The sequence below is a fragment of the Candidatus Thermoplasmatota archaeon genome (genome assembly GCA_022848865.1).
GTDB lineage: Archaea > Thermoplasmatota > Thermoplasmata > RBG-16-68-12 > JAGMCJ01 > JAGMCJ01.
The window spans coordinates 1-21697 of record JAJISE010000009.1 but is presented as its reverse complement, the minus strand read 5'-3'; the positions used below and the strand labels follow the sequence as shown (position 1 = coordinate 21697).

22 protein-coding genes and 1 tRNA gene are annotated in these 21697 nt (G+C 56.3%); 10 read left to right on the top strand and 13 right to left on the bottom strand.

The window, feature by feature from the left end; translation table 11 throughout:
* Window positions 1-30: 30 nt before the first annotated feature.
* Window positions 31-321 (top strand): DUF211 domain-containing protein, encoded by a 291-nt coding sequence (locus LN415_02990; GenBank protein ID MCJ2556056.1) that lies wholly within the window; start codon window positions 31-33, stop codon window positions 319-321.
* On the opposite strand, the gene LN415_02985 is transcribed toward LN415_02990, so the two are convergent.
* The 6 genes from LN415_02985 to pyrG all read right to left on the bottom strand — a co-directional run bounded on the left by LN415_02985 (window position 309) and on the right by pyrG (window position 4951).
* Window positions 309-596: a signal recognition particle protein Srp19 gene (locus LN415_02985; protein ID MCJ2556055.1), complete on the bottom strand. Its 288-nt coding sequence runs from the start codon at window positions 594-596 to the stop codon at window positions 309-311. The two genes, LN415_02990 and LN415_02985, sit on opposite strands and share 13 nt — an antisense overlap.
* A 41-nt stretch (window positions 597-637) precedes the next feature.
* Window positions 638-1018, bottom strand: coding sequence for a 30S ribosomal protein S8e (locus LN415_02980; protein MCJ2556054.1), 381 nt, complete (start codon window positions 1016-1018; stop codon window positions 638-640).
* Window positions 1019-1099: 81 nt separating this feature from the next.
* On the bottom strand, window positions 1100-1723 hold the full coding sequence (locus LN415_02975) for a metallophosphoesterase family protein (protein ID MCJ2556053.1): 624 nt from the start codon (window positions 1721-1723) through the stop codon (window positions 1100-1102).
* Between the two features lie 13 nt (window positions 1724-1736).
* Window positions 1737-2678 (bottom strand): hypothetical protein, encoded by a 942-nt coding sequence (locus LN415_02970; GenBank protein MCJ2556052.1) that lies wholly within the window; start codon window positions 2676-2678, stop codon window positions 1737-1739.
* Window position 2679: 1 nt separating this feature from the next.
* Entirely contained in the window at window positions 2680-3300 is a 621-nt protein-coding gene (locus LN415_02965) for a translation initiation factor IF-2 subunit beta (protein ID MCJ2556051.1), read from the bottom strand.
* A 49-nt stretch (window positions 3301-3349) separates the two neighbouring features.
* Window positions 3350-4951 (bottom strand): CTP synthase (glutamine hydrolyzing), encoded by a 1602-nt coding sequence (pyrG, locus tag LN415_02960; protein ID MCJ2556050.1) that lies wholly within the window; start codon window positions 4949-4951, stop codon window positions 3350-3352.
* Window positions 4952-5120: 169 nt separating this feature from the next.
* Here pyrG and LN415_02955 point away from each other — a divergent pair, with 169 nt between their 5' ends.
* Entirely contained in the window at window positions 5121-5327 is a 207-nt protein-coding gene (locus tag LN415_02955; GenBank protein MCJ2556049.1) for a hypothetical protein, read from the top strand.
* Here the strand turns inward: LN415_02955 and LN415_02950 are convergent.
* The gene (locus tag LN415_02950; GenBank protein ID MCJ2556048.1) at window positions 5310-6071 is read right to left on the bottom strand and encodes a phosphopantothenate/pantothenate synthetase; all 762 of its coding nucleotides are present in this window, start codon (window positions 6069-6071) and stop codon (window positions 5310-5312) included. The genes LN415_02955 and LN415_02950 overlap by 18 nt on opposite strands.
* Complete coding sequence (locus LN415_02945; protein MCJ2556047.1) at window positions 6068-7123, bottom strand: DUF1611 domain-containing protein; 1056 nt, start codon at window positions 7121-7123, stop codon at window positions 6068-6070. Before LN415_02945 ends, LN415_02950 begins: the two co-directional genes overlap by 4 nt.
* Before the next feature lie 103 nt (window positions 7124-7226).
* Between LN415_02945 and LN415_02940 the strand changes: the two genes are divergently transcribed.
* The 5 genes from LN415_02940 (at window position 7227) to LN415_02920 (ending at window position 16321) form a co-directional block, all read left to right on the top strand.
* Window positions 7227-7925, top strand: a complete 699-nt coding sequence (locus tag LN415_02940; protein ID MCJ2556046.1) for a tetratricopeptide repeat protein — start codon at window positions 7227-7229, stop codon at window positions 7923-7925.
* A gap of 5 nt (window positions 7926-7930) precedes the next feature.
* A complete protein-coding gene (locus LN415_02935; protein ID MCJ2556045.1) occupies window positions 7931-11998 on the top strand; it encodes a hypothetical protein in 4068 nt (1355 codons plus the stop codon).
* A gap of 11 nt (window positions 11999-12009) precedes the next feature.
* Window positions 12010-13200 carry a redox-regulated ATPase YchF gene (locus tag LN415_02930; protein ID MCJ2556044.1) on the top strand — a complete coding sequence of 397 codons (1191 nt, stop codon included), beginning with the start codon at window positions 12010-12012 and terminating at the stop codon, window positions 13198-13200.
* A 1-nt stretch (window position 13201) separates the two neighbouring features.
* Window positions 13202-15571 carry a DNA polymerase II gene (locus LN415_02925; GenBank protein ID MCJ2556043.1) on the top strand — a complete coding sequence of 790 codons (2370 nt, stop codon included), beginning with the start codon at window positions 13202-13204 and terminating at the stop codon, window positions 15569-15571.
* A gap of 171 nt (window positions 15572-15742) precedes the next feature.
* Window positions 15743-16321 (top strand): 50S ribosomal protein L15e, encoded by a 579-nt coding sequence (locus tag LN415_02920; protein ID MCJ2556042.1) that lies wholly within the window; start codon window positions 15743-15745, stop codon window positions 16319-16321.
* 1 nt (window position 16322) lies between these two features.
* Here LN415_02920 and LN415_02915 read toward each other — a convergent pair whose 3' ends face one another.
* The gene (locus LN415_02915) at window positions 16323-17174 is read right to left on the bottom strand and encodes a THUMP domain-containing protein (GenBank protein ID MCJ2556041.1); all 852 of its coding nucleotides are present in this window, start codon (window positions 17172-17174) and stop codon (window positions 16323-16325) included.
* Between the two features lie 73 nt (window positions 17175-17247).
* Here LN415_02915 and LN415_02910 point away from each other — a divergent pair, with 73 nt between their 5' ends.
* Together LN415_02910 and LN415_02905 are read left to right on the top strand one after the other, a co-directional pair.
* Window positions 17248-18045, top strand: coding sequence for a sulfite exporter TauE/SafE family protein (locus LN415_02910; GenBank protein ID MCJ2556040.1), 798 nt, complete (start codon window positions 17248-17250; stop codon window positions 18043-18045).
* A gap of 58 nt (window positions 18046-18103) precedes the next feature.
* Window positions 18104-18673: a nitroreductase family protein gene (locus LN415_02905; GenBank protein MCJ2556039.1), complete on the top strand. Its 570-nt coding sequence runs from the start codon at window positions 18104-18106 to the stop codon at window positions 18671-18673.
* 2 nt (window positions 18674-18675) lie between these two features.
* Here the strand turns inward: LN415_02905 and LN415_02900 are convergent, their stop codons facing one another.
* From LN415_02900 to LN415_02885, 4 genes are all read right to left on the bottom strand, one after another.
* The gene (locus tag LN415_02900) at window positions 18676-19452 is read right to left on the bottom strand and encodes a tetratricopeptide repeat protein (protein MCJ2556038.1); all 777 of its coding nucleotides are present in this window, start codon (window positions 19450-19452) and stop codon (window positions 18676-18678) included.
* Between the two features lie 57 nt (window positions 19453-19509).
* Window positions 19510-20172, bottom strand: coding sequence for a hypothetical protein (locus tag LN415_02895; GenBank protein MCJ2556037.1), 663 nt, complete (start codon window positions 20170-20172; stop codon window positions 19510-19512).
* Between the two features lie 91 nt (window positions 20173-20263).
* Window positions 20264-20348, bottom strand: a tRNA-Leu gene (locus LN415_02890).
* A 62-nt stretch (window positions 20349-20410) separates the two neighbouring features.
* Window positions 20411-20635 carry a hypothetical protein gene (locus LN415_02885; GenBank protein ID MCJ2556036.1) on the bottom strand — a complete coding sequence of 75 codons (225 nt, stop codon included), beginning with the start codon at window positions 20633-20635 and terminating at the stop codon, window positions 20411-20413.
* 155 nt (window positions 20636-20790) lie between these two features.
* Between LN415_02885 and LN415_02880 the strand changes: the two genes are divergently transcribed.
* On the top strand, window positions 20791-21697 hold a 907-nt coding region (locus LN415_02880; protein ID MCJ2556035.1), incomplete at its 3' end, for a phosphoglucosamine mutase.

Below are 21697 nucleotides of genomic sequence, written 5' to 3'. Positions count from 1 at the left end.
CGTGTTATGGCTATAGGCAGGGAACACATAGTGAGCGAAATAAAACGATTGGTTCTCGACGTTCTGAAGCCTCATACCCCTTCTATTGTGGAGCTTTCCAGGAAGCTTGGGAAGCTCGTGGGAGTTCTTGGAGTGAACTGCTCGGTCAACGAGGTCGACAAAGACACCGAGAGCATCAAGATAACCATCGAGGGACACTCCATAAACTTCGACAAGGTGACTGGCACCATCGAGGCGATGGGGGCGGTCATACACTCCGTTGACAGTGTTTCAGCGGGAAAGAAGATGGTGGAAGAGGTGGAGACGCCTCAGGACCGCTGATCCTTCAGTCGGGAAGCTATCTGCATAACGATGTCCGGTTTGGAAGTCGTCTTGGCCACGATCACACGGCCGTTGCCTCTCCAGGGCTCAGAAGGATGACTCTTCTCCGGCTCGATCTCGACATAGTAGCCCAGGTCCTTCGCCGCGTTTGCGATTGCCTCCACAGTCGGTTCGTGTATGGCGAACTTCTTCGGGACCCTTCTGCCCTCCTTTCTGGTCTTGGCCTTGTCGAAGTAGCAGGGCCAAAGAATAATCAGGTCCTTTTTCCGAGGCATCGTCGCACGTATCCCTTGCAGGACAAAAAAGCCTTTCCGTTCTATTCAGTGAGAACGGCGTTGACCACGCCGTGCTGACCGGGGCGGGAAGTCACTCTCGCCGTGCCCAGCTCCGTCTCTATCGTCGCACCCTTCGTGATGATGTTCCTCTGCACGAAGTGGGGATTGGCGGGATTGGTCTTCACGGTGAGGATCTTTGTCTTCTTCGTAGTCTTCTTTTTCGGGTCCAGAACGTTGGCCCACTCGGCCTTCAACAGCCTGACCTTCTGATTGTGTCCTCTGGTCTTGTACAGCTTGACTCTATGTTCCCCGGTGGAAGCATACTGCTGCTCCCTGCCTATCTCGAACTTCCTCTTCTTGCGGGATCGGCGCAGTCTTCCGCCTGAGGACTTCCTCCTGGATTTTCCTTGCCAAAGAGCCATGGTTTCACTGGGGCCTGCACCATTGACGGTGCTCTATAAAAACGTTGCGAAGGTCCAGTTGCTGGTCTGATGACAGCACGGTCACTCCTTCAGAAGGACTTCCCTGGTCTCAGTGTCGACCATCGCGTACCTACCGAACATCCCGCTGCCCGGATTGATGTAGATAGTCTCCTCTCTGTGGATTCCAAAACTCTCGTGCAGATGACCGAAGATTGAGAAGATGGGCGAGAACTCCTCCACGATCTCCTTGATGGCCATGCTTCCAACGGAACCCCGTCCTGGCACGACATCCAGCCGTCCCCTGGGCGCGTCGTGCGTCACGAGAATAACGCCTGGCCTCATCAATGGAGTGAGCGCTGACCTAATCTCGTCCTCCGAGACCTCGAACGGGGTGTGGAAAGGCGTCGGGCTCGAACCGCCCAGTCCAACGAAGGTGCAGTCATCCACCTCGATTCTCCTTGCGTGAAGCGAGACGCCCATGTCCTCCAATAGGGACTTCGTTTCCAGGGGGTCGCAGTTTCCTGGGATGGCGAGGACTCTGCCTGGAAGCCCCTCCAGAAAGGACCTCGCCCAAGCCAAGGGCCCGAAGTGAGTGATATCTCCACACACGAGAGTCAGGTCTGGCTCTTGGGAGAGAACAGCCTCGCGAAGCGCCCTTGCCCCTTCGTTCGAGGAATGGATGTCAGAAGTTGCCAGTATCCTCATGTCCCCACGCCCTTCAGGCTATTCCAAAGCTCAGATCGCCATAGAAGAAGATGTAGGAGACTAGGAACCCGAGGATGGCTCCTGCATTCAGTAGTGGAAGGCCTGCCTGCGGATTCCCCTTCAGCACGAACCTCATCAGAATCGAGAAGCCGATGACGACGCCGATTATCGTGAATATGGCGACCAGGATCTGAGCGGGGAAACCGATGAAGAGCTGGTCGGGTAGCCAGCGAAAGGCAGACACGACGAGGGCCCCGGGGATTATTATGTCCCCGAGCCCCATGAACATCGCCTCCCGCTTTTTCTTCTTCTTTAGCTGTTCCTTGAGACCTGCCTCGGTCTTGTAGGAATATGATTTCGATTTCGGTATGACAAGAAGAATCGGGAGATGCTGTTCCGTGACAGCATCGGCCAAGGTCACCATGTGTTTTGTCTTGTAGACGGAGATCGCATCGTACACCGCAAGCGCGACAAGCAGAATGATTGCCGGGAGTATCGCGAAGGATATTCCGATTATGGCCGTCACACCCGCCGCAACAGTGATTCCCACACCGTCGACGACGTACCACTCAGGATGCTTGTAGGAGACGAAAGTTACGACTGTGGCGATCGCAACCGATACTATCATGGAGATTAGATCGGCAGTCGCAGGATCAAAGGCCACAAGCAAGACGTAGTACAGAGGAACGGATAGGACGAAGATCATGGTGAGGAAGATCGCTAGGAGCACGAAAAGGGTGATTAACCCCTTCCTACCCATCCTAATCGCAAGAAGGATGACACCCGTGAAGGCCAGGATGAGGAACACATAGAGAATGGGGTTGACCGGGTCCTCGGGATTGGGGAACGCCTCGTATCCGCTCGCCGCGAAAGGTATCGCAAGGAGGACCGCGAGCGATTGCGTGATGACTAATAGACAACCCATTGCGACGACGGCGGGGACTTCCTCTTTCATCTCATTCCCTTGAGAGAGTGGCGAAGGCGATGTTCCCCGTGATCTTGTCAATCCTGATCTTGACGATCGAGCCCTTAGCGGTTCCTGGCACATAGATGATGTACTTGTCCTTCTTTGCGATACCGTCTCCCTTCTTCCCTATGTCCTGAATCATGACCTCGTAGATCTTGCCCTCCACAAGAGGCGCCTCCTCCTCCTTTGGGAGAATCCTTCCGAACTTAACAGGTCTATGAGCACCGCAAGCATCGCATTCCAGCAGCGTTACTCGCCCCTCCTTGACGAGTTTCGTGTCCGGGCGCTGGCATTCCGAGCACAGGACGAAGGTCTCGATGTAGCCCTTCAGGCGTTTCTCGACTTGGATCGCCGGAACCCTCCCCTTGAAAACGACCCTCTTCCCGTCGATCGTGCCAGCCGTGCCGAGTTCCCTGAGAAGGTAGACGAGTATCTGCGACGGCTCTCGGTTCACGGCATCGGCTATCTCCTCGAAGTTCCTGAAGACAGTAGTCTTCCCCTCGATGAACACCTGGACCTCGGGCACTCTGAACCTCTCGCGTGTGATCACTCTCTCGGGCAGGCTCTTTCTTGCCCTCTCCAATAGTGCATCGTAGTCTTGCTCTGCCATTCACCGACAGAAGAGTCAGGTCATCTAAAAAGCTTTGCCATCAGGCCATCTATTCCCTTTTCCGCTCGAGAGATGCCCGGACCAGTCCGTAATGGAGCGGGGACGGCCTGAGCGGCCTCGATTTGAACTCCGGATGGAACTGCGACGCGACGAAATAGGGATGGCCTGCCAACTCCGCAATCTCCATCCTCCTGTCATCCATCGACCGTCCGGTGTATTCCAGACCTTCCTTCTCGATTCTGTCTATGAAGTCAGGATTTATCTCAAACCTGTGCCTGTGTCTCTCCTTTATCCTGGTGTTCTCGTAGAGTCTCTCGGCGGTTGAGCTCTCTCTGACAGCTATTTCGTGAACACCGAGCCTCATCGTTGCGCCCATGTCCACGACCTCCTTCTGCTCTGGGAGCAGGTCCACGACCGGATAGGGCGTGTCATGGTCAAACTCCGAGCTGTTTGCACCATCCATGCCAGCTACATGCCTCGAGAACTCCACCGTTGCCAGCTGGAAGCCAAGGCATACGCCCAGGAAGGGAACGCCGTTCTCCCTCGCAAACCGGATCGCGATGATCTTTCCCTGTGTTCCCCTGTCGCCGAAACCACCGGGGACCAGTATGCCATCTGCTTTGGTGAGCAGATCCTTTGACCGGCCTGCTTCCAGGTCCTCGCTTTCCACCCACACGATGTTCACTCTGGCCTTGGCCTTGGCTCCAGCATGGTTCAGGGCCTCAACGTGACTGATGTACGAGTCCATCAGGTGAGTGTACTTCCCGACCAGGGCGATGTTCACGGCATCCTTTGGATTCAGCAGCCTGTCAAGATAGCCCTTCCATTCCGTGAGGTTCTCCTCTGTCCTGTCAAACCCGAATCTCTTCAGCACGAAGTCCGTAAGACCCTGTTCTTCCAGCAGGAGCGGGACCTCGTAGATGGACCCAACGTCATGCGCGCTGATTACCGCGTCACTAGGAACATCGCAGAAGAGCGATATCTTGTTCTTGATGGACGGCTCAAGCGGTCTCTCGGACCTCGTAACAATTATGTCTGGCTTGATGCCTATCGCTCTCAGCTCTCTCACCGAGTGCTGGGTCGGCTTCGTCTTCTGCTCCTTCACGGCTCCAAGTATAGGGACCAGAGTCGTGTGGATGAAAACGATGTTCTCTCTCCCCGCATCTCTTGAGAGTTGCCTGACCGCCTCGAGGAAGGGCATGGATTCTATGTCACCGACGGTTCCACCGAGCTCCACGAGCGTCACATCGACACCGCTGTCCTCCCCCACCCGCACGATCTCGTTCTTTATCTCGTCCGTGATGTGCGGAATGATCTGCACAGTGTTACCGAGGTAGTCCCCTCTTCTCTCCTTCTCGATGACCTCTCTGTAGACCTTCCCGGTCGTTATGTTGTGATCGGTCGTGAGACTGACATCTATGAACCTCTCGTAGTTCCCGAAGTCCATGTCGACTTCGCTACCATCATCCAGGACGAAGACCTCACCGTGCTGGAAGGGATTCATCGTTCCAGCATCGCAGTTCAGGTAAGGGTCGATCTTGATCGCTGTCACGTGAAGCTCCCGCGCTCTGAGTAGCATACCGAGCGAGGAGGTCGTGATGCCCTTTCCAAGGCCCGACAAAACACCGCCCGTGACTATCACATATTTCATGATTCCACGGGGGAAGCACATGGTTTGGACGTAAATTAATCTTTGTCTTGGGTGCCGACTCGGGTGGGAGCTCACAGGAGCATACGCGACCCTGCATTGGCCCAATCAGCAGACTTGCCAGCGAAAAGGAATAATAAGTGAAACAAGATGGACTCGGTGGAGGCACAAGATGGCGTCGAAGAGAAGGAAGGATCTCATAGAACTCGCGAGGAAGATTCTCGAAGACATGGAGGATCATCAGTTGTTCGGTTTCATACTCTCGCACGTGGGAAAGAAGGCGGTCCCGGAGATTGTGAAATTATGGGGAGAACCCGCTACGCCAGAGACCGCTGTGAAGCCGGAAGAGAACATGATTGAGCTAGTCAAGAGAGTATGATTCCAGCTCTCCGAGCCTTCGTGCGATGTGTCTGAGAACATCAGAGAGGTTCTTCCTGTTGTCGAACTCGGAAAGGATCCTGTCCACTCTCTCATCATCATCCCTGAGCTCAGTGGCGAATATCGCGAGTTTGGGCATGCAGCGCGTGATGTTGTCGACGATCGTAACGTCGGAGACTCGCGACGTCCTCGATAGCGGATTGAGATCTATCGTCAACACGACCTTCCCCATGTCCTTCAACGCTTGCGCCCTGTCACCGTCCTCGAGCGGGACAAGGACCACGTCTGCCGAATAAATCCCCGCCTTGGCACACAAACCTCTGGGATGGTCCAATCCCTCGATTCCCGCGTCGGGATCAAGTCCAAGAACGACCTCAGCACCAGCGCTCTTCAGTCTCCCCACGATCCTTTTCACGCGATCCTCTGTTCTATGAAAGATGTTGACCTCGATTGTCGCACCCACTGCCTTGGCGACCCCTACCGTCTCCTTGGCTGACAGAGCGGCGACATTACCGTTCACCGAGATGACTGGATGCTTTGCCCTGAGAAGATGCCCAGCCGCTGCATACCCCGCCTCGACTGCCGGTTCGATACTCACTTCGCCAATCAGGTAGTCAAACGCTTCGCCCCTGCCGTGGGCTATGAGTCCTTGCCTCACGACGATGCCCTCCTTGACGCCTTCCACGAGCGCTTCCCTCGCCATCAGGGACTCGTAGCGCGGATGGCTCTTGGGGATTCTCATCACAGCATCTCCTTGATTCTCTCAACGATATCCTCACAGCCTTGTGTCAGAGGCTCGCACGCAGGAATGTGAAAGCGAGACTGGTATCCATCGATGACCGCATTCAACTCCTCTTCGGTCAGCCCCTCTTTGTTCACAGTGAGAGCGATTACCTTGGATTTGGAGAAGGACTCCAGAAGCAGGATCTCTTCCTCAACGGATGGCATCGGTATGCGGAGCTCCTCCTTGTGATAGTTCCTGAACTTGCGACCGGGCGCGCACTGAAGGACTATGCCACTCGGTCTGCTTGCCGTGATGATGGCCCGGGTGCCGCAAACGTAGGCTGGGTGGGATATGCTTCCCTGCCCTTCGATGAGTATGACCTGGGGTTCTCTCTCCTCGTTTGCCAAGCTGATCTGGTGCTCCAGCTCGCCCACAATGAAGTCCCCGCCGACTGCATCCAGGGGAAGACCGTATTCCGCTCCCTGAAGAAGGCCAGTCTGACCCGTGACGACGAACACAGACTCCACATCCGCCCGCTCAAGGGCCTCACTGAGGATCCATCCAGTTGTCCTCTTCCCTATCGAACCATCCATCCCGAGTATGGGAATCCTCAACGCATCCACGTCTCCCGCAAGATTGGCGAAGTGGTGGAGCTCCCTGAACGGGGGCTGCTTCCTGATATCCCTGATTTCCACTCCTCTCTCTCGAGCGATGTCCGAGAACTCTGGATCCAAAGCCAGCTCCTCATGGAGACCCGATATCACACCGATCCCGGTCTGAAGCGCATGTCGTATGGCAGGCCTAAACTCAGCCGGGAGGAAACCTCCGATTGTCGCGACCCCGATTATGAGCCAATCGGGCCTCTCTCCGAGACGGAGAGCTTCCTCAATCGACGGATATATGTGTATCCCCTTCGGCTTCCCCTCCAGCACGGCACCAGCATCCTGGCCAGCACAACTGCTGTCTATCACTCCAACAATCCCATACTTCTTCGAGAGCCTCACCAGGCCGTTGGCGGTTTTGCCCACGCTCCGACCAAACCCTTCCTCACAGAGTACTATCGCCTTCTTCATCGTCACCATCGCTCGTTGGCCCAATAACCAGAACGGTAGATATTTAAGAAGCTATTTATAAGCCCATCGTGATTGAATCCAAGAAAGGGGGAGAGTCAACAGCGTGTCGGCCAGTGGTAAGTCGAAGGTTGAGAGCAATCGCGCGGTCTCTTCGGGCAACGAGCTCTTCAAGAAGGGTAAGTTCGGGGACGCGATGAAGGAGTTCAACAGGGCCCTGAAGACGAATCCCAAGAACGCTATCGCGTGGAACAATCGGGGAATCATTCTCCTGAAAGCCGGTAAGTCTCTTGAGTCGATTAAGTGTTTCAACGAGGCGATCAAGGTCCACGCCAACTACTCCGATGCCTGGATGAACAAAGGTCTAGCGCTTGCCAAGCTGGGCAAGTACCGGAGAGCGATGAAATGCTACGACAGGGCAGTTGAGATCGATCCCGACAACGAGATTGCGTGGAACAACAAGGGGAACCTGTGGTCCAGGAGAGGGAAGTATGACGAGGCGTTGGAATGCTTCGACAAGGCGCTCGACATAGATAGTGACTACGTCGCGGCCTGGAACAACAGAGGCGCCACGCTGCTCAAGACTGGCAAGTATCACGAGGCTCTGAGATGCTTCAATAGGGTTCTTAGGAGGCGGACAGGCTTTGCCGAGGTCTGGCTCCAGAAGGGCAGGGCCCTCATGCAGCTCGGCCGTCCAAGGCATGCCATAATCTGTTTCGAGAAGGCTCTCTACTACCGGGACATGTACCCTGCCGCAGAGGCGGCTATGAAGGAGGCAGTAGAGGCGAAGGAGGCAGTCGAATAGTCGAGATGGAACGGGACAGGTGCTCCCTCTGCGGGGGCATGATCCGCCCCTACGTCCGATGCACTCGGTGCGGGTTCACGGTCAGGAAGAACATCGAAGATCTCGCCGGACCCTCCGAAAGATGCCAGAGATGCGAGGGAAGCGCCCGCATTCAATTCACATGCTCCTCCTGCGGTTCGAGATTCGGCTACGAAAGGATTGTCAGGGAGGAGTTTCAGGCCTGTCCTCTCTGCGGCACCGAGGCTGAGAAGGACGCAAGACAGTGCTCCTCGTGCGGGGCGACTCTTCTCGTCGAGGAAGAGAAACCCAAGGAGATAATCATCGAGAAGACGAGGGAGACGAGGAAGATTCTCGGCAAGATGCATGAGGATGACATCGAGGCGCTCAAGAAGACGCTGGATATCGATGGAGACACCGCTGAACTCCTCTGCGGGAACGGATACAACTCGGTTTGGAAGCTGAAGCGGGCGACGATCAAGGAGCTGATGAAGACTGGGCTGAAGAGAGACGAAGCAAGAAAGATAAAGGCAGCCGCAAAGGAAGCCCCGACCAAGGCGAAAGAACTGAAGAAGCGGATGCAGGAGATAGCTGAGAGGGAGTACGAGTGTCCCGTGTGCTCCCTGGTCGTCAGCGGGTTCGACGACTCCTGCTACAGCTGTGGAACCCTTTACATCACCGAGGTGGACGATCGCGTCATCCCCTATGACACTAGCAGGAAGAGGGAGGGCATATCCACCCTGGCCTTCTTCGATGACAAGCTCCTGGAATATCCCGAGGACTCGATGCTCTGGTTCTCGAGAGGCGTGCTTCTACGGTCCATGAGGAAGTACGAGAAGGCTCTCGACTCCATCGACAGAGCGCTTGAGCTCAACCCGTTCCTGAGGAATGCGTGGATCCTCAAGGCGGACATCCTTACAAAGACAAGAAGGTTCGATGAAGCAGCCTTCTGCTACAAGAAGGGCGTGGAGGAAGAGGTCGGGGTCACGGATGAGGAGATCCAGACAAGAAGGGAAGAGCTGAGATGGTTCCTGAGCAGGCTCAGCGAGGAAAGATGCACGAACTGCGGAGCCACGGTCTTCGTGGGCACCGAAATGTGTCCCCTGTGCGGGCAATCACTCGTCGAGCCCGAGGAGCCAGAGATCCCGGAAGAGGAAGAGGAGGAAGCGCCCGGACTCGTGCCGCTCGAATATCGGAGGGATTTCCCGAGACTCAGGCCTCTCGGCCTGATCAACGGGCGAGGCCTGGTCAATGGAAGGGGAAAGGTCAACGGGCTCATCAACGGGAATGGCCTGATCAACGGCAGCGGGCTCACGAACCTGAGGGTGCTGAAGCCCAAGCCGGTGGTGTCCAGGGTCTCCGCGATCGGCATAGCCCTCATAATGCTCATCTCAGTCATGGTGATGATGTACCCAGTCGAAGAGGCGGAGGCCGGCATAGTCATAGATGGCAGCTTCGACGACTGGTCCGGAGTGAGCATGTTCTCCGATCCGTTCCAGTCAGTGACGAATCCCGCCATAAACATGTCTGGGTATGCTATTGACCTCAGAAACGGACAACTGTCCTACTTCATAGGGGTCGAGGGTCTGCCCTTCGAAGCCCCCTCACCAGAATCGTTCTACATGCTCATTGATAGCGACTCACAGTCCGAGACCGGCTATGCTCTCCCGCAACTCGGGGCGGACTATATGGTGGAGCTTTCAGGTCAAAACGGCACGATCGTAGCTCACCGCGTTCTCGAGTTCGACACTTCCCGCAACACCGATGACTGGGCAGGCTGGACAGGAACAGGCGGGGCATCAGCGGCCTTCAAGGACAACCGGATGGAAGTCCAGCTCAGCACGTCGTTGATCGGGGACCTCTCCGAAGGGTTCCGCACGATAATCTACTCGGACGACAACCTCGGGAACACGACGCACTCATCCATCGCCTTCGGGACGAGGGACAATCCGTCCGTTGTGGTCGTTCAGCAAGGGACAACCGATGAGGTCATCGAGCTGGGCCAGGATGCAATAGTCCTCAGAGCAGAGCTGAGGGGAATCAGGGAAACGCGCATTGAATCGATATCTCTGGTAGACTCCTTCTCGAACGTCTACGAGTATGCGGTCTCAGGCGGACCTCTGCGTCAGGGGGAAAGGAGGATTGCGGACATCACAGTGAGCATGTCAGACCTAGTGTCCCACTCGGGGGAGCTCGTCACATTCTCCGTTGTCCAGCTCAAGGACGGCGGCGGCGGTGCAATCGCGTTCCACTGCGAGGGCCAGCCCTCTGCGTCCTACATATCTTCGCCACCCGCCAAGGAGGTCATCGATGGCTGGTTCGGAGGGTGGAAGAACCGGAGTCTCAGGACGGACAGCGATCCGGTCCCGCCCACGAACGGGAACATGGACATCCAGGACTACTTCGCATATCACGATCGAGATGACAACTTCGCGTACTTCTACTTCAACGTCGAGGGAGACATCCTCGCGGGTCACACGATCCCGAAGGCCATCAAGAAAATCCCATCTGCGCCGACGATTCCAGGACCTCCGGGTATCCCTCCACCGAGGAAGGGAGAGGACATCGCTCGAATCTATATGGACTCCAATTCCTCCGTCCCGTCCACGTGCTTCGTACACGAGATATTCGCGGATGCGCTGATCGAGATACGCGGCAAACACGGCGAGATAAGGAGTCACGCACTGTACACGTGTCAGGGTGGAAGCTGGACCGCTGTCAGCGACCCAGCGTCGGATTCTGCAAACGACAGGACGCAAGTTGAGATTTCCATGAGTCTGGCTTACACACCTGATGTGAGCAACACCAGAATCGTGTTCACCATGACGGACTGGAAGAGGGATGCCGACAATGCCACCCTGGAGACATCATGGGGAACCCGGAGCAGGACGAGAGCGATCTACACGGTCGAGGGGACTACTAGCTCGTTCACCACAACGGCGTATCCCACGCAGAGGAAGCTGTTCCATGACGGGACGAACTTCTGGGCGTTCTACTATGATGGGGCCATCGGGAACACGCGGTATGAGTACAGTGACGACGGCGAAGACTGGAGCAACATTGCAGATGATGCCTTCTCCACCTCAGGAGTGGTCGTCTCATCGCTCTGGTACGACTCATCGAACCTGATTGTCTACGTCGTTGGGGACGACACGACAGCCGACAACTCTGCCTTCGTCAGAAGGGGGACAGTATCACCGAGCGCGAAGACGATTACGTGGGGAAGCCAGCAGACAGTAGTCATCTCGAATCTGGGACTGGGGGCAAAGGCGGTGTTCATATGCAAAGCTGCCGACGGGAGACTCTGGATAATCTCCGGCACGAATGAAGCGGGGACACCCTCGTATAACATCGCGGCGAGGAGATCCACGAGTTCCGACGACATCACGAACTGGGATGCGAGGACTGTTCTCAGGGGCACGGCTGTGGCCAACGATTCAGTCTATCCGATGATATTGCCCCTTTCATCAGCGGCCGATGATGCTGATGTGTATTCCTTGTGGTACGCCGACGGGAACATCGAGGGAAAGAAATGGGAGAACAGCACAGGGAACTGGGGGTCGTTGGAGTCAATTGCATCGACAAGCCCCAACTTGGACTATAAGTCGCCATCTGCGGTCGTGGATGCCACTGATCTGGTTCACCTGATTTACAGTGACTCAACGGGATACATAGCCTACAGATTCCGGCAGACCGGAGGTAGTTGGCAGAACGGTCCGCAAGTCGAGCAGTCCCAGACCGATAACAGGTATCCAGCACTGACCATCCTCACGGATACGGACCCCGAACGCCTGTACTCCTTCTATATCAGGAACAATCAGATCTACTGCAAGGACAAGAATGTCGGCGCTGGGGGGTGGACCTCAATCACTCTCACGCCGGACACGAGCACGAAGACCAATCTGACTTCGATATACTCCGTCTCATCGACGAGCTATGTTTCCTGGGAATGGCTCAACACCACGGGCTCGAACTATGACATCGATTTCGAGAGAATCCCAGAGTTCCACGACATCCTCGCACCCATCGCTTTCACCCTCCTGGTACCCATAGCTTTAAGGCGGAGAAAGAAGTAGTCATTACTCCGATGGAAATTGGGATTGTAGGGAAGCCAAACGTCGGGAAATCGACCTTCTTTTCCGCAGCAACTCTAGCTCCCGCCGAAATCGCGGACTACCCCTTCACGACGATCGAAGCGAACAGAGGAGTCACTTATGTGAGGGCGAAGTGTCCCCACGAGGAGCTGGGAGTCGAGTGCAACCCGAACAACGCCCCTTGCGAAAACGGGACCCGGCTTGTGCCCGTCGAGATGCTGGACGTTGCAGGTCTCGTTCCGGACGCTCACAAAGGCCGGGGACTCGGCAACAAGTTCTTGGACGACCTCAGACAGGCGAAGGCCCTGATTCATATCGTTGATGCCAGTGGCGGCACGGACCACGAGGGGAACATAGTTCAGTCGGGTACCCACGACCCCCTGTCCGATGTGCAGTTCCTGGACACCGAGATCTCTCAGTGGATAAGGAGCATCCTGGAGAAAGGATGGAAGAAGGTCGTCAGGCAGGTCCAGCTGGACGGACTAAAGGTTGAGAAGGCGATCCAGGAGAGGATGACCGGTCTGGGATTCACCGATGCAATGGTCCTGGACTCGCTTAGACGGATGGAGACCGATGAGACGCCAATGAACTGGTCCGAGGACGACATTCTCAGACTCGCGGACAACCTTCGCACGGTCGGCAAACCCATGATAGTCGCCGCCAACAAGTGCGATGTCGCCCCGGATGGGAACATCAAGAGGCTGGAATCCCTGGATGACAAGATAGTTGTTCCGACATCCGCGGAAGCGGAGCTTGCCCTTCGGCGCGCGGCGAAATCAGACCTAATCTCGTACGGAGTGGGAGACGATCACTTCGAGATTCTGGATGAGAGCGGGCTGAACGCCGAGCAGCTCAAGGGTTTGGAATTCATGAGCAATGTCTTGAAGAAATTCGGCAGCACCGGGATCCAGAAATGCGTGGAGGAGGCCGTGTTCAATCTTCTGGACATGATAGTCGTCTACCCGGTCGAGGATGAGAACAAGTGGACCGACAAGGACGGTCGAGCGCTGCCCGATGCCTACCTTCTTCCCCGGGGCAGCAATGCAAAGGATTTAGCATACGAGGTGCATACAGACCTCGGAGACAACTTCATTCGTGCTATTGATGGCAGAACCAAGAGGGTTCTCGGTGCCGATCACGAGCTGAAGGATGGAGACATCATCACGATAGCGGCAAGGGCGTAAGATGGGAAGCTGGGATGTCAGACTGCTCAACGCCTCCTACAAAGAAGAGGGTGAGGGGGTCGTCGTCGAACTTTTCGGGAAGACTCGTGATGATATGTCCATATCCATAAGGGTCGAAGGGTTCCATCCCTACTTCTACATAGTCGAGCCGCCCAAGGTTCTCGTTGACGACTTCGAACGCGATCCCGAGGTCAGGAGAATGGAGGACGTGCAGCTCTGGACCGACGGCGAGACGAGGGACTGCAAGAAGGTCTTCCTGCGATTGCCCCGGAGAACGCCCGAATACAGGACGCGAGCGAAAAGCCATTGTCGCGTTCTGGCGGCTGACATACCATTCGCACTCCGCTTCATCTTCGATCAGGACCTGGGTTCATGCGTGAGGATTGAGGGAGAAGAGGTGGAGGGTCCTTACAGCACGGATATCGTTGTCAAGGCCGAGACGTTCGGGCAGATCGAACCGTTCAGTCCCCGCCTGACGATTCTGAGCTTCGACATCGAGAACAGCATCAAGGACGGGACGATATTCACGATATGCTGTGCCCTGAGGGAGAACGGCGAGCTCCATGAGAAGTGCTTCGAAGGCCCGGAGAAGGAGATGATCGAGGGCTTTGTGAACTACGTGAAAGAGAAGGACCCCGACGTGATCACCGGATACAACATCGATGGGTACGACATACCGGTTCTTCTCGAGAGAGCCAGGAAGAACGGCATCCCCGACCTTCACCTCTCAAGAAATGAGATCCGTATGCGGGAGGGCGGCGGACGGTTCTGGCGAATCTACGGCCGAATAGTCGCTGATGCGTGGTGGAACGCCAAAAGGGAGCTGCGGCCGAAGCAAGAGACGCTCGACCACGTGGCGAAGCTTGTTCTCGGGGAAGGGAAGAAGGACGTCGATCCAACCAAGATAGATGAGGAGTGGAAGAGGGACAAGGACCGGGTGATCCGGTACTGCAAGAAGGACGCCGAGCTCGCACTTCGCATCTTGGAGGACATAGCCATCCTGGAGAAATCGATGGACCTTGGGGCGGTCTCCAAGCTTCCGGTCGATTACGTCCTGAACGGGAGGACATCATCGCTGATAGACTCCTTGCTCATCAGGGCCGCCGATCGCGCGGGCGTGGGAGTACCGATGACCCGCCAGGGTCGCAAAGGGGAGTCCATAGAGGGCGGCTACGTTCACACAATCCCGTCCGGGCTGTACCACTGGGTCTGCGTCCTTGACTTCAAGGCGATGTATCCGAATCTGATCATCGCCAACAACATCTGCTTCACGACACTCTCCGAGGAGGGGACATTCTCAAGTCCCACAGGGGAGAGGTTCCTGAGCAAAGACCAGAAACCAGGCCTTCTGCCAAAAATCCTCAGCGACCTGATGGAGGAACGTGACGAAGCGAAGGCCCTCATGAAGGAAGCCAAAGGGGAGAAGAGGAAGTACTACAACGGATTGCAGAACGCCATCAAGATCCTGATGAACGCGTTCTACGGCGTCTTCGCATCGAGCTTCTACAGGTTCACCAATCCCAAGATCGGTGCTACCATAACCGCGATTGCCAGAGAGAACACCAAGGCCCTGATCTCCCAGCTCGAGGACGAGGACATCAGCGTGATCTACGGTGACACGGACAGCGTGTTCTTCCAGTCACCCGAGGAGAGTTTGGATGGCGCCGTGAAGATGGGGCAGGAAATCGCCAAGAGGTTCTCAAAGGGCGGGGCGATTCTTGAATTCGAGAAGGTCATGGACCCGTTCTTCTCTCACGGGAGGAAGAAGAGATATGTCGGCAAGGTCCTGTGGCCAGAGGAGGACCTTCTCGTTCGCGGTTACGAGCTCAGGAGGACGGATGCCTTCGATCTTCAGAGCGAGGGGCAGGCAATGCTCTTCGAGCGGATGATGGAGGATGACATAGACGGTGCGGTCCGCATCGCAAGGGACCTCGTTGCCGACACCAAGGAGGGAAAGGTGTCCCATGAGAAACTGGTCATATCGAGATCCGTGAAGGCCGAGAAGGACTACGTCACTCCAGATGCGCTTCCGAACGTCCAAGCGGCGCGCAAGTTGAAGAAGTGGGGCTACGAGGTCGTTCCCGGAATGAAGGTCTCCTGGATAGTCACAGACGCGAAGAAATCGCCGCAGCGGATCCACCCGTACGTCAGCGGCAGGGAGTTCGATGGATCGCCTGATTGGAACTACTACGCTCGCAGGCTGGCGCACACGCTCGCCTACGTCACGGAAGTCTTCGGATGGGACGATAAGAGCCTTTTGGCGGGAAGTCAGCAGGTCACCCTGTTCCGCGACGAATTCGACTCGAAGAGGAGGGACGAGACAAGGGTGAAGAAGACAGAGAAGAAACTCACCCTGAAGGACTTCATGTGAACCGGCTCGGCAAAGCCATTTATACGAGGTGAATCCTTACAGCGCCCAAGTCGCGAGAGAAGATCTCGCCGGAGATGTGCCGAAAGGTGAATCCACAAACGCCCAGGAGGGCAGTGAATGAACGAGAAAACCGAAGAAGGGGAAGCGGAAGAATCCGCTGAGACCCGGAGCATGTATCATTTTGTAAGAGATGCTTGGAAGGACCCTGACGCCAGCTACGTCAAGGAATTGCAGTGGCGCAGGATGATCGAGTGGAGGAAAGGTCCCTCCTTCCAGAGGGTCGAGAGGCCCACGAGGATTGACCGCGCCCGGGCCCTCGGGTACAAGGCGAAGCAGGGCTACGTCATCGTGCGGGCGAGAGTTAGGAGAGGAGGCTTGCGAAAGCACACCATCAAGGGCGGTCGAAGGCCCAAGAGGAAAGGCTTGAAGAAAATCACGATGGCAAAGAGCATCCAGAGGATAGCCGAGGAAAGGACCGCCAAGAGGCACCCGAACCTGGAGGTTCTAAACTCCTACTGGGTGGGTGAGGACGGGATGAGCAAGTACTATGAAGTCATTCTGGTCGACCCGCATCATCCCGTGATAAAAAGCGACCCAAAGATCTCGTGGATAGGAAATCCTCCTCACAAGCGCAGGGTCTACCGGGGTCTGACATCGGCCGGAAAGAAGGGTCGCGGACTGAGGAAGAAGGGCAAGGGTGCGGAGAAGATCCGCCCGTCCTTGAAAGCTCACGACAACAAGGGGAAGTAGGCTAGCTTCCAATCCTCCGCAGAAGGTCATCCAACTCCTTTTGTGTCAACCCGATCGTCGGGTAGAAGACAGGGACGTTCTTGGTCGGCACGGAGCGCCTCCTCTCCCGCCAGACCGTCACGAAACCCTGGGAGCCGGTCTCCTTCACTATGGAATCCAGCTCGGACGCATCATTGAGGCGGTGGGTCATCAAACGGATATCCCACTTCTTGAGCGGTTCAACATTATCCTGCTGATCGGAGTGGGCGATGTGAACCTTGCACCCTCTCTTCATCATGAGCCACGCTCCGGCCACGCCCTCGTCGGAGAACACGGCTGCGAGAACGGTGCCCTGGGTGCCCATGGGCATCCCGCCCGGTCCCGGCGTCCTCCCGCCAAAAACGTAGGCCTCCTTCCCTCTGACCTCGATGAAGATCTCAAGATCCGGATTGCTCAAGTCCACCGCCAGGTCCTCGAACGCCGATTGCATTGCACCGCCCACATAGCCCGCCAATTCTGGACTCGTGTACTTATGGTTCCCAGATCTCCTGGCCCTCACCGCGAAACTGGTTCCCCGCTTGAGTTTGGTGCCGAACTGTTCAGCGGCGAGTTGCGCCACGTCCTTCATGTCGGAGCTCGTAGTCTCCACGGCGCTGAAGGAAGTGATCCCGAATATCCTGCTCAGTAAATCCGAGGCTCGCGGGATCTCGTCCGTGTCCAGAAAGATCCTTCCGCGCTCCGACCTCATCATGCACTGGATGCGCTCGTGAAGGAAGTAGTCCTGGATGTTGGCGACCAGCTTGTCCTGGAACTTCTTCCTAACCCAATCGCCTTTCAGGGCTATCTCGCCATACCTGATCAGGAACCTGGTCATTCATCCTCCTCATGCACGCCACCGCTAATATCCTTCTCGGTAGTTTAATAGGCGTCACACACATTCCCGCCCGATGGACTTCTGGACCATCGCTCTCCTGATAGTCATGGTCTTTGGCGTCGCCTTCGTCTACTCGAACCTCGGCCTGGGCGGCGGGCTCCTCTACGTCCCCATCCTTCTCTCCTTCACGCCATACGTGAAGGAGGTCGTCGTCCCGATATCTCTGACGTTCACGGTCGCCACAGCGCTCTCCGCCACGATCAACCATCGGAGAAAGGGGCTGGTCGATTTCAACCTCGCCCTCATGCTTCTCTCTGGAGCCCTGATTGGCGCGGTTCTTGGCGTTCTCTTCAATCTCAACGTGCCCAAGGAGATCTTCTACTCCGTCTTCATTGCGGTCATTCTGCTCATGTCCTCGAAAATGCTCAGGGACTGGATCCGGGAGACCAGGGACGAGGACGCCGACGACGACTCGAAACTCACCAGACCGCGAAGGATTGCCAGCTCTACCGGAACGCTCGCGTCAGGGTTCACATCGGGCAGTCTCGGAATCGGCGGGGGATTGATCAACGTCCCGCTGATGGAGTATGTCCTCGGGCGGGGGGCGAGAAGAGCAATCGGAACATCGAGCCTCATGATCATATTCACAGGCGCTTTTGGGTTCATGACATATCTCTTCCTTGGAACCCCGGAGCCGATAGACTTCAATCTCATATTCCTACTCTGGCCCTTCGTCTTCGTCGGCGCCTTCGTGGGGTCAAGGTGGGGGCTGGAGAAGCTCAAGAGCAGGATGGTCGCTCTCATTTTCATCATCGTGATATTCCTTGCGGCCGCCAAGATGAGCATCGATCTCTACTCCATTCTGACCTGATATGAGCAGGATGAAAGCTTTTCTACGGAGCCGGGCATACCGCCAATGAGGTGTTCAGATGGATGTTGCAGATGCCATACGCGCAAGGAGAGCCCTGAGGGTTCTCAGCGACCGTTCGATAGGAAATGAAGCAGTCAACTCCCTGGTCGAGGCCGCGCGACTCGCACCGTCCTGCTTCAACAATCAGCCCTGGCGATTCATCTTCGCGCAGGCTGAGCCTGCCCTGTCCGCGGTGAAGGATGCCCTGCCGGGCGGGAACAACTGGGCCACGAGGGCACCCTTGATAATCGCTGTTGCCGCCAGGCGGGATGATGACTGCAAGCTCTCCGACGGGCGCGACTACTTCCTCTTCGACTGCGGACTATCCGTCAGTCAACTGATCCTGCGAGCCGTGGAACTGAATCTCATCGCCCATCCCATCGCCGGCTATGACCCCGAGGCAGTCAAGAAGGCGCTCGGCATTCCTGAAGACTACGTTGTCATCACCCTGATCGTCTGCGCCCATCAGGGTGACGATGATAGCCTTCTCTCGGAGAAACAGAGGGAAATCGAGCCAGAAAGGCCAGAACGGGATCCCATCGACGATGACTTCTTCCTGGACTCCTGGGGGAATCCCTTCACGGAGTAGCGTCAGTCCAGGTCGGTCGCCACGCCCGTCGTGAAGTATCTGAGGTAGTTCAGCCCCCTCTTGGCTGTCAGGGAGTTCGGCTTCAGCTCCAGGGCCTTCTCCAGCAGGGGTCGCGCCTCATCGTACCTCTCGAGGCTGAGCAAGGCTGTTCCCTTCTTTGCCCATGCATCCGCGTCCTCTGGGTCTAGCTCGGTCGTCCTGTGATATGACTCGATAGCCTCGTCTACCTTGTCGAGGTTCATGTAGGCGACCGCCTGCCTGTACCAGGCCTTCTTGTCCTCGGGATTGGACCCGAGCGTCCTCTGAGCCCTCTCCAGCTCTCCAGATGCCTTGTCCACCGCCTTGGACGCCTTCTCGGCATCCGGTCCCGCCAACGGATGGTCCGGAGCGAGCTCCAGTGCCCTCGTGTAGTATCCGAGAGCCTTCTTGTTGTTACCGTAGAACCTGGACATCCGTCCAAGGAACTCCAAGTCGTTCGCCTCTATCGTTCTCATCATGATCTCGTAGCCCCTCGCCATCCCGGTGTCACCAACTGCGACAGCAAGGTCCGTCAGTCTCTTGTAGACCTCGGGAGAATCGAGCGGGCGCCAGAAGTACTCCTCGGCCTCCTTCACCTTCACATCGATTAACTGGAGCACGTTTCGACTGGTAGCGACATCCTGTACAGTCGGGTTTCCCGAAGGATCCATGCTAAGACCGGTGGATTCTATCGCCGCTTCTATCACTTCCACATTCCTGCTCATGTTGAGCGTCACATCGAGTTTCTCGAGTTCCATCATCCTATCAACCTCACCAAACGGCTTTCTCGCACTAAAAGGTTCCTGAGCGTAGGCACGTCATGCGAATATCTCCCTCGGCTTCGATGAGAAAGTCCACTCACCCTTGCTCGTGTAGAGGTCTCGGAGGATTTCCACGGCGACCTGTGGATCGATCGTCCCCAGAAGTCTGGCAACGTGCTTGCACATGAGCTTCTTCGACATCCAGGCTATCCAGTCTCCGCAGTCGTGGGCGAACACCCTCGATCCGATGTCGACCTTGACGAGGTACTCCTTCACCCTCGCAACGATGTACTCGTCAGTCACCTTCTCAATCTCAATCCTTTCGTGGGGAATGTCCCTTGAGCTCTCCATCCTCTTCTCTCCCACGAAATGCAGCAAGAGATCGTCCAGCGTGAGAGCGTCCGCGTCCACATCATCGGGGAAGACGACGTCAGGGACGCGCTCGGAGTCCTTGACGGAACCACCGTACTCCTCCGAGTCTATACCGAATCTCTCCAGAGCCGAGTCGATCCTGCTGTCGATGTAGGCCCGCTCCTCCTCCGAGTATCTCCGGCGGCTCCTTTCCATGCTGAAGAATCGGCGGGCGAGCTTTGCCCTTCTGGGCGTGTCTAGCGGGTATTTCCAGTTCTCTGGGTCACCGTAGAGTTCGGGGTCAGTTGGGAAATCTGGAGGCAGATTCCTCGGCGCCCCCGGTCTTCGAGCCGGTCTCTTCCCCCTCATCAGAAATCGAACTGACCACGACTATAGAAAACTTCCCGCTCGCCGAGTGAAGATGACGACATTTGCGCACAGGAATCTAGCATCAGGAGAATGCGGAGGCGAGGATTCGAACCCCGGAACTCCTGCGAGACTAGACCCTGAATCTAGCACCGTTGACCAGACTTGGTTACCTCCGCATAGAGCGTTCACTCTAACACGGCTGCGAACAAAAAGATTGTGCGCTGGGAATAGAAGAGGATTATCTCTTCTTCTTCATTATCTTCATCCAGCCGCCGGACTCGTAGACCTGGAGCTTCCTTTTGCTCAGCGTACTCTCGAACTCGTCCCAGGTTATGATCTCTAGGCGGGCGTTCCTTCCCTTCGTGAACTGGATGCCATCCGTTCCTTTTACTCTTCCCGGCTTCAGTCCCTTCTTCTTCGCTATGTTCTTTGCGCTATCGGGTGTTATTGCTTCCATCACCATTGTATGCCCTCCGAATCTTTCGGTCACATATCTGGCCTATGGCCAGGTGGTAATCATATAATCCATATAAAAGCTTTTTCGAGCCAGACAGTCTCTGGAGGCGTTCTGAAGGGCAAAACGAATAAGAATAACTACATGAAGTATGATAGGGACCCATGGGCTTGTTCGGGACCTCTGGGATTCGCGGGAGGGTCGGCGAGGAGATCACCATCGAGCTTTTTCGCGACATTGGGCGGGCCATCGGCGCGGAGTACGAGGATTGCGTCGTGGGCCACGATCCCAGGACCTCGAGCGAGATGCTGGAGTGTGCTCTCGTCTCTGGCCTCCTTTCTGCGGGACGCGACTGCTCTTTGGCGGGAATGGTCTCTACGCCAACGCTCGCTTGGGCGGGCAGGAACCACGCCTGCGGAGCGATGATAACCGCCTCGCACAACCCGCCAGAGTACAATGGGGTCAAGCTTTGGAACCCGAATGGGCTCTCCTTCGTTTCCGTTCAAAGGGCGGGAATCGAGAGTCGGATTGAGCAGGGAAGCTTTGTCAAGACGACTTGGGACAGAGTGGGAAGGATCGACGTGCTGGAGAACGCGATTGCTGATCACATCGATTCCATCCTGGATCATGTTCCTGAGTCGACGGTTCGCGTTGTTGTCGATTGCGGCGGGGGCGCGACTGCAGAGATCTCGCCACAAGTGCTCGAGAGAATGGGGTGCGAGGTCATCCCTCTTAACTGCAAACCCGACGGGCGATTTCGGAGCAGGGGCTCGGAGCCAGTTGAGAAGAATCTGGCAGCATTGAAAGAGGCGGTTCGCTCAAAGAACGCTGACCTGGGAATCGCACATGACGGCGACGGAGACAGAATGGTCGCCGTCGACGAAAAGGGCAACTACGCTGGCGGAGAAGCCTTACTCCCGGTATTCGCGAAGGAGGAAGTGAAGAACTCTCTCGTGGTCCCCATAAACGGGTCGATGGTACTCGATGACATACTCTCTGGAGCGAAGATATGGCGGACAAAGGTCGGGGACGTCTTTGTAGGAGAGGTGGTCGAGGAGCGCGGTGCCGACT